General features: G+C 50.1%; 16 protein-coding genes. 5 read left to right on the top strand and 11 right to left on the bottom strand.

Translation table 11 applies throughout. The features are described 5' to 3' along the window. Positions 1-191: 191 nt before the first annotated feature. The 3 genes from FTT63_RS02405 to ubiG are packed head-to-tail and all read right to left on the bottom strand — an operon-like array spanning position 192 to position 2373. Positions 192-938 (bottom strand): YciK family oxidoreductase, encoded by a 747-nt coding sequence (locus tag FTT63_RS02405; RefSeq protein WP_005180975.1) that lies wholly within the window; start codon positions 936-938, stop codon positions 192-194. 26 nt (positions 939-964) lie between these two features. Continuing rightward, entirely contained in the window at positions 965-1660 is a 696-nt protein-coding gene (locus FTT63_RS02410) for an HAD family hydrolase (protein WP_075167943.1), read from the bottom strand. Continuing rightward, the gene (gene ubiG / locus FTT63_RS02415; protein ID WP_016658684.1) at positions 1657-2373 is read right to left on the bottom strand and encodes a bifunctional 2-polyprenyl-6-hydroxyphenol methylase/3-demethylubiquinol 3-O-methyltransferase UbiG; all 717 of its coding nucleotides are present in this window, start codon (positions 2371-2373) and stop codon (positions 1657-1659) included. Before ubiG ends, FTT63_RS02410 begins: the two co-directional genes overlap by 4 nt. Positions 2374-2554: 181 nt before the next feature. Between ubiG and FTT63_RS02420 the strand changes: the two genes are divergently transcribed. Further along, entirely contained in the window at positions 2555-3172 is a 618-nt protein-coding gene (locus FTT63_RS02420) for a thiol:disulfide interchange protein DsbA/DsbL (protein WP_075175029.1), read from the top strand. Positions 3173-3202: 30 nt separating this feature from the next. Here FTT63_RS02420 and FTT63_RS02425 read toward each other — a convergent pair whose 3' ends face one another. Beyond that, the gene (locus FTT63_RS02425; RefSeq protein ID WP_127798561.1) at positions 3203-3886 is read right to left on the bottom strand and encodes a TetR family transcriptional regulator; all 684 of its coding nucleotides are present in this window, start codon (positions 3884-3886) and stop codon (positions 3203-3205) included. 208 nt (positions 3887-4094) lie between these two features. Between FTT63_RS02425 and rph the strand changes: the two genes are divergently transcribed. Further along, the gene (rph, locus tag FTT63_RS02430) at positions 4095-4811 is read left to right on the top strand and encodes a ribonuclease PH (protein ID WP_005180961.1); all 717 of its coding nucleotides are present in this window, start codon (positions 4095-4097) and stop codon (positions 4809-4811) included. 192 nt (positions 4812-5003) lie between these two features. After that, complete coding sequence (locus tag FTT63_RS15700; protein ID WP_005180959.1) at positions 5004-5135, top strand: hypothetical protein; 132 nt, start codon at positions 5004-5006, stop codon at positions 5133-5135. An 89-nt stretch (positions 5136-5224) separates the two neighbouring features. Here FTT63_RS15700 and nadC read toward each other — a convergent pair whose 3' ends face one another. Then, positions 5225-6070, bottom strand: coding sequence for a carboxylating nicotinate-nucleotide diphosphorylase (nadC, locus tag FTT63_RS02435; RefSeq protein WP_016658688.1), 846 nt, complete (start codon positions 6068-6070; stop codon positions 5225-5227). Positions 6071-6234: 164 nt separating this feature from the next. Between nadC and ampD the strand changes: the two genes are divergently transcribed. Both ampD and murJ read left to right on the top strand, forming a co-directional pair. Beyond that, a complete protein-coding gene (gene ampD / locus FTT63_RS02440) occupies positions 6235-6849 on the top strand; it encodes a 1,6-anhydro-N-acetylmuramyl-L-alanine amidase AmpD (protein ID WP_016658689.1) in 615 nt (204 codons plus the stop codon). A gap of 43 nt (positions 6850-6892) precedes the next feature. After that, entirely contained in the window at positions 6893-8434 is a 1542-nt protein-coding gene (murJ, locus tag FTT63_RS02445; protein ID WP_218949096.1) for a murein biosynthesis integral membrane protein MurJ, read from the top strand. A gap of 126 nt (positions 8435-8560) precedes the next feature. On the opposite strand, the gene FTT63_RS02450 is transcribed toward murJ, so the two are convergent. The 6 genes from FTT63_RS02450 to FTT63_RS02475 form a co-directional block, all read right to left on the bottom strand. Then, positions 8561-9253 carry an FKBP-type peptidyl-prolyl cis-trans isomerase gene (locus FTT63_RS02450; RefSeq protein WP_075167944.1) on the bottom strand — a complete coding sequence of 231 codons (693 nt, stop codon included), beginning with the start codon at positions 9251-9253 and terminating at the stop codon, positions 8561-8563. A 46-nt stretch (positions 9254-9299) separates the two neighbouring features. Then, a complete protein-coding gene (locus tag FTT63_RS02455) occupies positions 9300-10004 on the bottom strand; it encodes an FKBP-type peptidyl-prolyl cis-trans isomerase (protein WP_180191968.1) in 705 nt (234 codons plus the stop codon). Positions 10005-10240: 236 nt separating this feature from the next. After that, positions 10241-11263 (bottom strand): NAD(P)-dependent alcohol dehydrogenase, encoded by a 1023-nt coding sequence (locus FTT63_RS02460; RefSeq protein ID WP_005180948.1) that lies wholly within the window; start codon positions 11261-11263, stop codon positions 10241-10243. Next, entirely contained in the window at positions 11260-11847 is a 588-nt protein-coding gene (locus FTT63_RS02465) for a DNA-3-methyladenine glycosylase I (RefSeq protein ID WP_016658692.1), read from the bottom strand. Before FTT63_RS02465 ends, FTT63_RS02460 begins: the two co-directional genes overlap by 4 nt. A gap of 21 nt (positions 11848-11868) precedes the next feature. Continuing rightward, complete coding sequence (locus FTT63_RS02470) at positions 11869-12114, bottom strand: hypothetical protein (protein ID WP_005180946.1); 246 nt, start codon at positions 12112-12114, stop codon at positions 11869-11871. A 19-nt stretch (positions 12115-12133) separates the two neighbouring features. Beyond that, complete coding sequence (locus FTT63_RS02475) at positions 12134-12673, bottom strand: M23 family metallopeptidase (RefSeq protein ID WP_180191969.1); 540 nt, start codon at positions 12671-12673, stop codon at positions 12134-12136. Positions 12674-12704: the final 31 nt, after the last annotated feature.

Consider the following 12704-nt stretch of genomic DNA (forward strand, 5'->3'; position numbering starts at 1 on the left):
AAATCCTGTCGCACAACAGGTTTAATTAGCTCATGAAATACGGTATTCTGATGTGACAAAACCTGAATCCTGGTCGTTAAAGTGTTTGTTTGCACTCATATTTTAACTGTTAGGACTCAGGTTTTTTTATTTAAAGCAAACTATGGGACAGCAGTGAGCACAGGGCTTCCTTCATGGATACAGCAAGGGCATTAATCCTGCGCATCAATACTCTGGCCGTTCATGTGCAGACTGTCATCGCCCATTAAATATAAATAGGCTGGCATGATTGATTCCGGTGTCGGCAAGGTTTTCGGGTCTTCATCCGGATAGGCCTTGGCGCGCATGGCGGTGCGGGTCGCGCCCGGATTAATGCAGTTATAACGGATATTCGGATGTACATTTTCCTGGGCAAACAGTTTGCTGACCGCTTCAATGGCAATTTTAGATACCGAATAGGCGCCCCAACGCTCACGTACTTCACGACCGACGCCCGAACTGGCAAATACCACCGAAGCATGTGCCGATTTTTCCAGTAAAGGCAGCAGTTCCTGGGTCATAACAAAGGGTGCACGCAGGTTGACGGCCATCACATCATCCCAGACATCAGCCGGATAATGCACCAGTTCGGTCCGTTCACCCAGAATGCCGGCATTGTGCAAAATGCCATCCAGACGGCCAAACTGCTTGTCGAGCGTATCGACCAGCAATTCATAATCACGCGATGACGCACTGGACAGCTGTAGCGGAAGAATGGCTGGCTGCGGTGCGCCTAAACCTTCAATTTCATCATAGATGACTTCCAGTTTATTCAGGGTGCGACCATGCAGGACAACGGTTGCGCCGTGCAGTGCAAAGCTGATCGCGGCTGCACGTCCAATACCGTCGCCCGCACCTGTAATCAGGATCACGCGATCTTTGAGCAGATCAGGGCGAGGTTGATATTCTGAATATTTCATGATCGACCTCCGTTTTTTTGCTGTAATTATGAAGTGATTGAATGTTGTTGTTGCTGTGACAGCATCTGGTGCAAGACCTGATGTAATTCTGTGACATTATTCACTATACAGTCTGCCTGCCAGGCTGTTAAGTCATCTTTGTGTTGTAAGGGTAAATAGCCATAGGCGGCTAAAATGGTGTACATGCTGGCATTGCGTCCGGCATCAATATCACGTGGATGATCGCCGACATAAATACACTGCTGCGGTTCCAGTCCCAGCTGTGCTGCGGCCAGATACATCGGTTCCGGATCGGGTTTGGTCTTGCTGACATCTTCCGGGCAGACCAGTACCGCACAGCGTTCGGTCAGGTTCAGGGCTTTTAACAGCGCTTCACTGAGCCAGCGTGGCTTGTTGGTGACAATACCCCAGGGAATTTGCTGCTGTTCCAGCTGCTCTAGCAGTGGATACATGCCTTCAAACAGGTCGGTTTCTACCGCAATATCGGCGCCGTAAAGGTCCAAAAAGCGCTGGCGATGGCCTAAAAAGACCGGGTCTTCCACTTCCAGCTCCGGATACACCAGCTTGACCATGGCGCGTGCGCCTTCAGAGACCTGGGTGCGAATCTGCTCGGCGGCGACAATGTCACAGCCTTTATCGCGGCACATGTCCTGAATAATACGGATAAAGTCGGCCGCGGTATCAATTAAGGTGCCGTCGAGGTCAAATAAAACCGCTTTCATTGGCCACCTTCATTCAGGGTATGCACCATATAGTTGACATCAACATTGGGCGCCAGCCAGTAGCGTTTGGTCAGTGGGTTATAGTGCAAACCGGTCATATCTTTCAGTTTCAGGCCGGCATTGCGAATATCGTGTGCCAGTTCGGACGGCTTGATAAATTTATGATAATCATGCGTGCCTTTGGCCAGCATACGCAGCACATATTCCGCGCCAATAATCGCAAATAAATAGGCTTTCGGATTACGGTTAATGGTCGAGAAGAACACATGGCCGCCCGGTTTGACCAGCTTCTGGCAGGCCTGAATAATTGAGGCTGGATCGGGTACATGCTCCAGCATTTCCATACAGGTCACCACATCGTACTGGCCAGCCTGTTCTTCTGCCAGTTGCTCAACCGGAATCTGGCGATATTGAATATTTTCGACGCCTTCCTGCTGGGCATGTAAACGTGCCACATTCAGCGGCGCCTCGCCCATATCAATCCCGAGTACATCGGCACCACGGCGCGCCATGCTTTCCGAAAGAATGCCGCCGCCACAACCGACATCCAGCACTTTTTTGCCAGCCAGTCCGCCTGAATGTTCATCAATCCAGTTTAAACGGAGCGGGTTAATTTGATGCAAAGGGCGGAACTCAGAATGCTGATCCCACCATATAGCTGCGAATGCTTCAAATTTGGCAATTTCTTGCGGATCAACATTCAGTTGCGACATTGGTGTCACCTCAATCAAGTTATTATGATTTCAAAAAGTCTATGCTGTTTAGTGTAGCGTTTATTCTGGAAAAAGCGATAAAAGCCGTAAAAAAGTTCACAGAAGCAAAACGAAAACGGCATAATTGATTTATAGTGTTTGCATAAGCTAATCATAACGATTTATGAGGACAATAAGTTCAATGAAAAAGTTTCTTTTGGGTAGCCTTGCAACCGCAATGTTTGCAATTTCAAGTGGCGCATGGGCGGCCAATTTTGTTGAAGGCCAAGACTATCGCGTACTGGCCAATCCGGGCAAAGTCGATGTGCCGGGTAAAATTGAAGTCCGTGAATTCTTCTGGTATGGCTGTGGCCACTGCTTTACCTTGGAGCCGCATATGCAAGCCTGGCTGCGTAAGCTGCCAAAAGATGTGAACTTTGTGCGCACTCCGGCTGCCATGAACCAGGTCTGGGAAATGAATGCGCGCGGCTATTATGTGTCGGAAGCACTGGGTGTCCGTAAACGTACCCACTTGCCGTTATTCCATGCCATTCATGACAAAGGCCAGCAGATTTTTGACCAGAAATCCCAGGCCAAATTCTTTGTCAAATACGGTATTCCTGAAGCCAAGTTCAACAGCATGTTTAACTCTTTTGCGATTACCTCTAAAGTGGCACAGGCCAATAAACTGGCGCGCCAATACCAGCTGACCGGTGTGCCGGCAGTGGTGGTTAATGGTAAATATGTGGTGTCGGGCGATAACGGCAAAGTGATTCAGGTGGTGAATTACCTGGTCGATAAAGAACGTAAAGCCAAATAAAAGCCCAACATGATGTTAAAAACCCGCTGTTTAAAGCGGGTTTTTTAGTGCTGCGTTTTCATGCATTGTGATGCTTGGGCGTTCCCAATGGCTAATACCACGAAACAGCAATTGCACCTGGATAATGGTCTGCTCGGTAAACTGGTGCTGCTGCTGGCTTAAGGCCTCGCCTTCAAACTGGCGACTGAGGCCAATCCAGCTCATGGCCCAGTTAAAGGACAGGTTAATTAAAATATTGGCCAGTACTTTAAAATCTTCCGGATGTTCAAAATGCTGCACGCTTTCGACCCGTTTCAGATCATTGGCAAAATCATCAATTAAAAACTCGATTTCCCGGGCAATGGCCTGACGCACCGTGGCCGAGCCGCCCCAACGCTCGGCAATTAAAAAAATCCATTGCTGCGGATGCTGATCCACCGCCTGAAAAAACAGTTCGACGCTGGTCCGGGTTTTGGCATTGGGCAGATATAAATAGGCCTGACCCAGCTGATGCAGAATGCTTTTTAAATGCAGCGCCACCTGATCGACCAGTTCTGCACCGAGTTCATCCATATCCTGAAAATGCCGGTAGAACGCCGTTGGCACCAGCCCGACATGGCGGGAAATCTCCCTTAAGCTGATGCTGCTAAAAGAGCGCTCGGCAGTACTTAAGGTCAGGGCCGCATCTAAAATGGCCTGACGACTTTGCTGCTTACGTTCTTCCCGAATCGACATGTCACATCCCTGATACTGTTTAAAAATTCATCTCTGTGGCTATTATAGAGCAGAATCGGCCCGGGCAGCAGCCATGCTGTTGCATTGGCTGTGTAGGGCCCGCTTTTCTGTGGCGAGATTGTGTAAAAGCCGACCCGGGGACAAAACCTGTGCGCTTGCATCTGCTATACTGGCCGACAATTTATTTGAGTCAAAATAAGGACAACTTATGCGTATCGACCAACGTACCCTAGATCAATTGCGTGATGTCAAAATTACCCGTAATTACACACGTTATGCGGAAGGTTCTGTCTTGGTTGAATTTGGTCATACCAAAGTGCTGTGTACTGCCAGTATTGATAACTCGGTACCGCGCTTTTTAAAAGGCAAAGGCCAGGGCTGGGTAACTGCAGAATATGGCATGTTGCCACGTTCTACCCATACGCGTAGTGACCGTGAAGCGGCACGGGGTAAACAGAGCGGCCGTACTCAGGAAATCCAGCGTTTAATTGGCCGCAGCCTGCGTGCCATGGTCGATCTGAAAAAACTTGGTGAAAATACCATTACCATTGACTGTGATGTAATTCAGGCCGATGGCGGTACCCGTACTGCCGCGATCACCGGTGCAGCGGTGGCGCTGGTCGATGCCATGAATGTACTGCTGGAAAGCAAAAAAATTAAACAGGACCCGTTAAAAGGTCTGGTCGCTGCTATTTCTGTGGGTATGTATCAGGACGAAGTATTGCTGGACCTGTGCTATGAAGAAGATTCAAACTGCCAGACTGACCTGAATGTAGTGATGACCCAGGCCGGTGAATTTATTGAAATTCAGGGCACTGCTGAAGATAAACCATTTACCCGTCTGCAATGTAATGCCATGCTGGAAATGGCCGAGCAGGGCATTCAGGAACTGATCAAAAAGCAGCAACAGGCCTTGGGCTGGTAAACACTGCAAGATCAGAACAATATATTTATAAAACGCATCTCCGGATGCGTTTTTTTGTGATTGAAGCAAACGTAACCAGCGGCTGTGCGCAGATTCATCTTCATAACAAAAACCAACATGCTGAAACCGAGCTTCATGGCTTACTAAAACTCGCAGTGATTTTTTTAAAACAGCAAAAAAGAGGGATGTACCATGAAATACTTGATGATCTTACTGGCGATGGGCGCCTTTGGTTTAAGCGCGTGTGATACGGCCAATGACCGTGATGGTGATGGCACCATGCTGAATCAGGACCGTGATGGCGACGGCCGTGCAGATGATTAAAGTCTTGCGGCCATCGACTCACCCTAAATGAATAAAAAAGGTGCCTCATGAGGCACCTTTTTTCGTTATCGACAAATATCGAATTGCGATTAAGCATTAAAACGCATGGATAAATCGACCGCTTTGACATCTTTGGTCAGAGCGCCCATAGAAATATAATCGACACCAGTGCTGGCCACTTCACGCAGGTTGGCAATGGTGATATTGCCCGATGCTTCCAGTTTGCAGCGACCGGCAACATGCTTGACTGCATCAATCATCTGTTGCTGGCTAAAGTTATCCAGCATCACGATATCGGCCTGAGCGTCCAGAGCCTGATTCAGCTCATCCCAGGTTTCAACTTCAACTTCCACCGGTTTGCCTGGTGCAATTTGATGGGCTTTGGCAATGGCCTGGGCAATACCGCCAGCGGCCATAATATGGTTTTCTTTAATCAGGAAGGCATCAAACAGCCCCAGACGATGGTTTTGGCCGCCGCCTACAGTGACCGCATATTTTTGTGCAATACGCAGACCCGGCAAGGTTTTACGCGTATCCAGCAGTTTGGTGTGCAGGCCATCGAGCTGTTTCACATATTCGGCAGTTTTGGTGGCCACGGCCGATAAGGTCTGGACAAAGTTAAGGGCAGGGCGCTCTACGGTCAATAAACTGCGCGCAGAACCGGCCAGCTTTAAAAAGGCTTCATTGGCTGCCACGCGATCACCATCCTGTTTCAGCCATTCAATCTGAACGCTTGGATCGTACTGCTGGATTAAGGCATTCACCCAAGGCTGACCGGCCAGCACCATGTCTTCACGGCTGATAATGGTGGCGGTGGCCTGTTCATCTTCCGGGGTAAGTAAAGCGGTAATATCTGCCTCGCCAATATCTTCCTGCAGGGCCTGCTGAATATTGATCTGGATAGATTGCTCCAATAAAGATTGTGGTATGCTCATTGCCTGTCCTTATCTCTTTACCCATGAAAATTGCGCGATATATTAGCACTGTTCGGCTGGCCCGATGCGCTTTTTCGCGGCTTTTTTGTCTGATTTGAGATTTTCAGCTGAAAGTTTTAGGATGGGCTAAATTTTTATACTGAAAAAAATATCAGGATCATTCTATGCAGCAGGCGGCTTCTTTTCAGGTCATCCAGGGACAGTTAAAAGGTGCGCGGCAGGTGCCTTCACCGAATTTTAACCAGCGTCCGCAGCAGACCGAAATTCAGCTGGTGGTGATTCACAATATCAGTTTGCCGCCATCACAGTTTGGCGGCGGTTATATCGAACAGTTTTTTCAAAACCGGCTGGACTGGTCGGCGCATCCTTACTTTCAGACCATTGAAGGGATGCAGGTCTCGGCGCATCTGCTGATTTTGCGTAGCGGCGAAGTGCTGCAATGTGTCAATTTCAATGACCGCGCCTGGCATGCCGGACGTTCCAGTTATCTGGCCAAGCCGGAATGTAATGATTATTCCATTGGTATTGAACTGGAAGGCAGTGATGATCTGCCCTTTGAAGCGATCCAGTATCAGGTACTGGCGGAAGTGGTGTCGGCCTTGCAGCAGGCCTATCCGAAAATCCAGCGTCATCTGGCTGGACATTCCGATATTGCCCCGGGGCGCAAGACCGATCCGGGACCTTATTTTGACTGGAGCCGGTTCCGGTCTTTACTGCGTGACTGCAACAGCAGGATAGAAGCAGCATCTTCATCAATTCATAACGAAACTTGTGCTTAGGTTTCTTTACAATAGCGGCTAAATTTTTATTTGGGTGGTTCCGATGGCGCTTTGGCGATCGACCTTTATTGTCAGTACGATGACCATGCTGTCCCGGGTGTTGGGACTGGTGCGGGATATTGTGTTATTAAATGTGTTTGGTGCGGGAAAGGATTTCGATACCTTTGTGGTGGCCTTTCGTATCCCGAACTTTTTCAGGCGACTGTTTGCTGAAGGGGCATTTTCCCAGGCCTTTATTCCGGTTCTGACCGAATATAAAACCAGCCGCACCCATGCCGAAGTGCAGATTCTGATTAGCCGGGTGTTTGGCTGTCTGGCCTCGGTGATGAGCCTGCTGACGCTGGCTGCCATGGTGGCAGCGCCGGCGGTGATGTACGTTTACGCACCAGGTTTCCATAGCGATCCGGAAAAATTTGCGCTGGCCACGGACATGTTCCGCCTGACCATTCCCTATTTGCTGTTTATGTCGCTGACCGCTTTTGCCAGCAGCATCTTAAACAGTTATGGCTCCTTTACCACGCCGGCCTTTGCACCGGTGCTACTAAATCTGGCCATGATTGCCGGAGCCCTGTGGCTAACGCCGTATATGGCCGAGCCGATTATGGCCTTGGGCTGGGCGGTGATTATTGCCGGAGCCTTGCAGCTGGCGATCCAGATTCCGGAATTATGGCGTAAAAAGCTGCTGATTCCGCCAAAAATCGACTTCAAGCATGAAGGCGTTGAGCGCATCATGAAGCTGATGCTGCCGGCCCTGTTTGGGGTATCGGTGACCCAGATTAACCTGTTGCTGAACACCATCTGGGCGTCATTTATGCAGGATGGTTCGGTATCGTGGCTGTACAGTGCCGAACGGATGACCGAGTTGCCGCTGGGCCTGATTGGGGTGGCAATTGGTACGGTGATTTTACCATCCTTGTCGGCGCGCCATGCCGAGCAGAATCAGGAAAAATTCCGTGGCATGATGGACTGGGCGGCGAAAATTATTGTGCTGGCTGGTGTGCCTGCCAGTATTGCACTGTTTATGCTGTCGACCCCAATTATTCAGGCCCTGTTCCAGCGCGGCCAGTTCACCTGGGAAGATACCCAGATGACGGCCTTGGCCCTGCAATGTATGAGTGCCGGGGTCATTGCCTTTATGCTGATTAAAGTTTTTGCTCCGGGCTTTTATGCCCAGCAGGATACCCGCACCCCGGTTCGGGTCGGTTTAATGGCGGTGGCAGCCAATGCCATTTTAAACGTGGTGTTTATTGGGCTGTTTAAACTGATTGACTGGGAAGCCGAGCACATGGCGCTGGCACTGGCATCTTCAGGTTCCGCGCTGGTCAATGCCGGTATGCTGTATTTCTATTTGCATAAACGCGATATTTTCCGTTTTGGTGGGCACTGGAAAAAACTGCTGTTCCAGTTTGGCACGGCCAATGCGGTGATGGTGGCTGCCTTATGGTACGCCTTGAGCTGGTATAACGGTGATGTATCGCAATGGATGCGTGTGCTGGAAGTACTACTGCTGTGTGTGGTGGGTGTGGCAGCTTATGCTCTTGGTCTGCTGGCCACTGGTTTTAGACCGCGTCATTTAAAACCTTAATTACTGAGAGCTGAGCGCGAAAGATGTTCAGCTCCTATAAAAGAACCCTTTGAGCCGTTGAGTCTCAAAGGGTTTTTTTATGGGCTTTTATTGAAAGATGAGGCTGCATGAGCAGCACAAGCATCTTTATTTATTGATCACTTCCAGCAGTTCGACATCAAAAATCAGGGTGCTGTTCGGTTCAATCGCATCGCCAGAACCAATCTGGCCATAGCCCAGATTCGCTGGAATAAAGAAGCGGTATTTGGCTCCTTCACGCATCAGTTGCAGCCCTTCGGTCCAGCCCTGAATGACTTGTGTGACCTGAAATTCAGCCGGTTGCTGACGCGCCATCGAGCTATCAAACACGGTGCCATCAATCAGGCGGCCTTCATAATGCACGCGTACTTTGGAGCTGGCTTTCGGTTTTTTTCCGGAACCCGCTTGCAGAACCAGATATTGCAGCCCCGATGAAGTGACTTTCACCCCATCCTTACGCGAGTTTTCTGCCAGAAAGGCCTTGCCAATCATGTCGTTGGCTTCGGCGCGCTGTTTCAGTTCAATCAGCTGTTTGGCTTCGGCCTGCTTTTTGAACTGGGTCAGAATACGGGCCATGTCTTCATCGCTCAGGCTGGCTTGCTGGCCCAGTGAGGCGGCTTTTAAACCGGCCACAAAGGCATCCAGATCCATACCTTTTAAGGTGTCGACATTGCTGCGCCCCATTAAATAACCAAAGCTGTAGCCCACCTGCTGTTCAGTGGAGCTTTTGGTGGTCACCGGTTGAGCCAGTGTGGCCGCGCTACACAGGGCGAGGCCGAGCAGGGTGATCGTTTTTTTCATATTATGGGTCCCTAAACAACGAAGGAGAGCCAGGCTCTCCTTGTTTTTATTTTACTTCAATCAGCTCAACATCAAAGATCAAGGTGCTGTTTGGTGGAATCATGCCCGGCACGCCCTGTTCGCCATAACCCAGTTGTGACGGGATATACAGCGTGGCTTTCGAGCCTTCTTTCATCAGTTGCAGACCTTCGGTCCAGCCTGGAATCACCTGGTTTAACGGGAACTCGATTGGTTCACCACGCTCAACCGAGCTGTCAAATACTTTGCCATCGACCAGTTTACCGGTGTAGTGTACTTTTACCACAGAGCTGGCCATTGGCTGTTTGCCATTGCCTTGCTGGGTAATTTTATATTGCAGACCTGACGCGGTGGTTTGTACCCCTGCCTGTTTGGCATTTTCAGTCAGGAAGGCATCGCTGGCCGTTTGTGCCTGCTGGGCCTGATCAGCCTGTTTTTGTTGCAGTTCCTGCTGGAACTGTTCATAGGCCTTTTGTAATTCTTCTTCAGTATAGGCTGGCTGCTGACGCGCATGACCTTCACGGACACCAGTCACAAAGCTGTTAATGTCCAGCTCTGGTGGAGTTTGATGGGCAACTTCATAGCCTAATGCATAGCTGATTTTCTCAACCGCAGACGCATTTGCAGATGCTTTTGAGGATACAGTGGCAGGGTGTTGAGTTGCATAATAAACAGGAACAAGTGCAGCACCGCCTAAAATTACAGCAACAGCAATGGGTAAGGCTTTACTCATAGGTTTTCTCAAATCATTTTATCGTGTCAAAGCTGCTTTCATGTTAGCAGACTTTTTGAATCAAACCGCTGACATCAATCATTCGGTTTGGCTAATTAATATATGCGCATCGTTAAGCATATGCCATAACAGACTGAATATCTAACACATTTTTTATACAATCGAGGCCAGCCGCAGAGGCGGCCCAATTTATTCGTGAGTAATTGTATCTATTATAGATTTGGCTTCAAAGCAGATTAAAAATCTGCTTTCAGCACCACCCGGTAACGCGCCCGGCCCGCATGTAAATGTTCAATTGCCTCGTTAATCTGCGACATCGGGAACACTTCAACCTGCGGCGCCAGCTGTTTGCGGGCGGCAAATTTCAGTAACTGGCGCAAGGTCGATGGTGAACCGGTCGATGAACCTGTCACCGCTTTGCCACCACCAATTAACGCACCAGCCGAGACCTGTAACGGCTCTAAGGTCAGGCCCAGCATATGCAGCGTACCATTTGGTGCCAGGGCAGACAGATATACCGGCCAGTCCAGGCTGACATTCACCGTACTTAAAATCAGGTCAAACTTGCCGCGCTGGGCTTTCAGGGCAGCGCTGTCACGGCTATTCACCACATGATCGGCGCCCATGGCTTTTAACTCTGCGGTTTTCTCCAGGTTGGAACTGAAGGCCGTAATTTCACAGCCCCAAGCTTTGAGCAGTTTAATGGCAATATGCCCAAGGCCGCCAATTCCAATCACCCCGACATGATGCACCGCCTGAATCTGGTGCTTAATGATCGGATCAAATACGGTAATACCGCCACAGAGCAGCGGGCCGGCACTTTCCGCATCCAGATCATCCGGTAAGGGAATGACCCATTGCCAGCCGGCGCGGACCTTATCGGCAAAACCGCCGGCATGTCCGACAATGGTGGCGACACTATCGCCGGTACATTGCACCTGCCGGCCGGACAGGCACGGATCACAGTGCTGGCAGCTTTCTGCCGTCCAGCCAATGCCAACGCGCTGGCCCACAGATAATCCTTTGGCTTCACTTCCTAACTGGACAATCGTACCAATAATTTCATGCCCGGCCACCACCGGATAGACCGAAGAACGCCAGTCATTGTTAATCACCGATAAATCGGAATGGCACAGGCCACAATATTCCACCTGAACTTCGACCTGATGCGGCAACAGTTCGCCAGCATCAAACTGATATGGCACCAGCGCTTCGCCGGGTTGCATGGCGGCATAGGCACGAATGGTAGTGTTACTCATGATGAGTGCTCCTCGGCTAAAGGGGGAAGAGATTTAAAGGCGCAGTGATCTTCATGGTCGTTGACCATGCCGACGGCCTGCATAAAGGCATAACAGATGGTGGGGCCAACAAATTGAAAGCCCTGCTTTTTTAAAGCTTTAGACAGTGCCACACTGGCTGCAGTATAGGTCGGGGCGCTGCGATAATCGGGCACGGTATGCTGCTCGGGCTGATGATCGACAAATTGCCACAGCCAGTCGACCAGATTGATACCTTGCTGCTGCAGCTGGAGCCAGGCCTGAGCATTGGTGCGGATGGCTGCGAGTTTGGCCGGATGCCGGATTAATCCGCGATCCTGTAATTTGTCCTGCAAGGCCTGATCAGACAACGCGGCAATATCGGCAATGGAATATTGAAAAAAATGCTGACGGTAACATTCGCGTTTTTTGAGCACGGTAATCCAGGCCAGACCGGCCTGCTGGCCTTCCAGACATAGCATTTCAAATAGCTGCGCTTCATCGTGAAGCGGGCGGCCCCATTCCTGGTCGTGGTAGGCGATATAGAGCGGATCTTCGGAGCACCAGCCGCAGCGTGTTCGATCCATAGATGATGCTCCTGTACGGGTTTAAAGCTGGAAATGAACCCATTGATCCTGACGGTTATCCCAGTAAGACAATTCCGCCTGAGGCAGATCGGCAAAGGCAATCCAGACATCCTTGCCGGATTTATCGGCATAGCCGGTGCTGATCAGAAGTGCATCTTCAGTAATTTCCATGATCCAGCCCTGATGACTCTGGCCGTTCAACATAATTTTCTGTTGATTCCCGGATTCGGCAAATTCGACCAGTCGATTGATCAATGCTTCTGACATGTACACTTCCTAAAGCAAACTAACGTAAATAGGGATAGGGATTGACTGCACCGCGACCTTTGCCATTTAAATACAGGCCATAATGCAGATGCGGCGCGGTATGGCGGGCGTTGCCGCTATTGCCGACATAGCCAATGAGATCGCCTTTCTTGACATAATCTCCGACCTTCAGGTCACGTTTATGCCGGTCCAGATGGGCATAATAATGCCAGCTGCCGCCCGGTCCCAGAATCCATACCACTTTACCACCCAAATTGTTATTGCGTAAGTCGGCAATGAGGCCTTCGGTGGCGCTGTACACCTTGCTGCCGCGTGGCGCTAGAATATCAATGCCTTCATGTAGGCGACCGCGACTGCGTGACGCACCCCAGGTATCTTGCAAGTGTTGACGTTTGACGCCCTGTACCGGCACTGGCAAGCGGGTTTTCAGCGGCATGTGCTGCAGTTTTTTAACCATGGCCGGCGGTAGGGGTGCAGCAGATTTTTTCGGTGCCGAGGTACAGGCCGCTAGCAGAATCAGACTGAAGAAAACACAGCAGAGTGAAATCGAGCGAAGCACAGCATCTCCCTGATGATTATTATGTCGATGG

Origin of the sequence: Acinetobacter sp. C15 (genome assembly GCF_013420645.1) — a bacterium.
Lineage (GTDB): Bacteria > Pseudomonadota > Gammaproteobacteria > Pseudomonadales > Moraxellaceae > Acinetobacter > Acinetobacter indicus.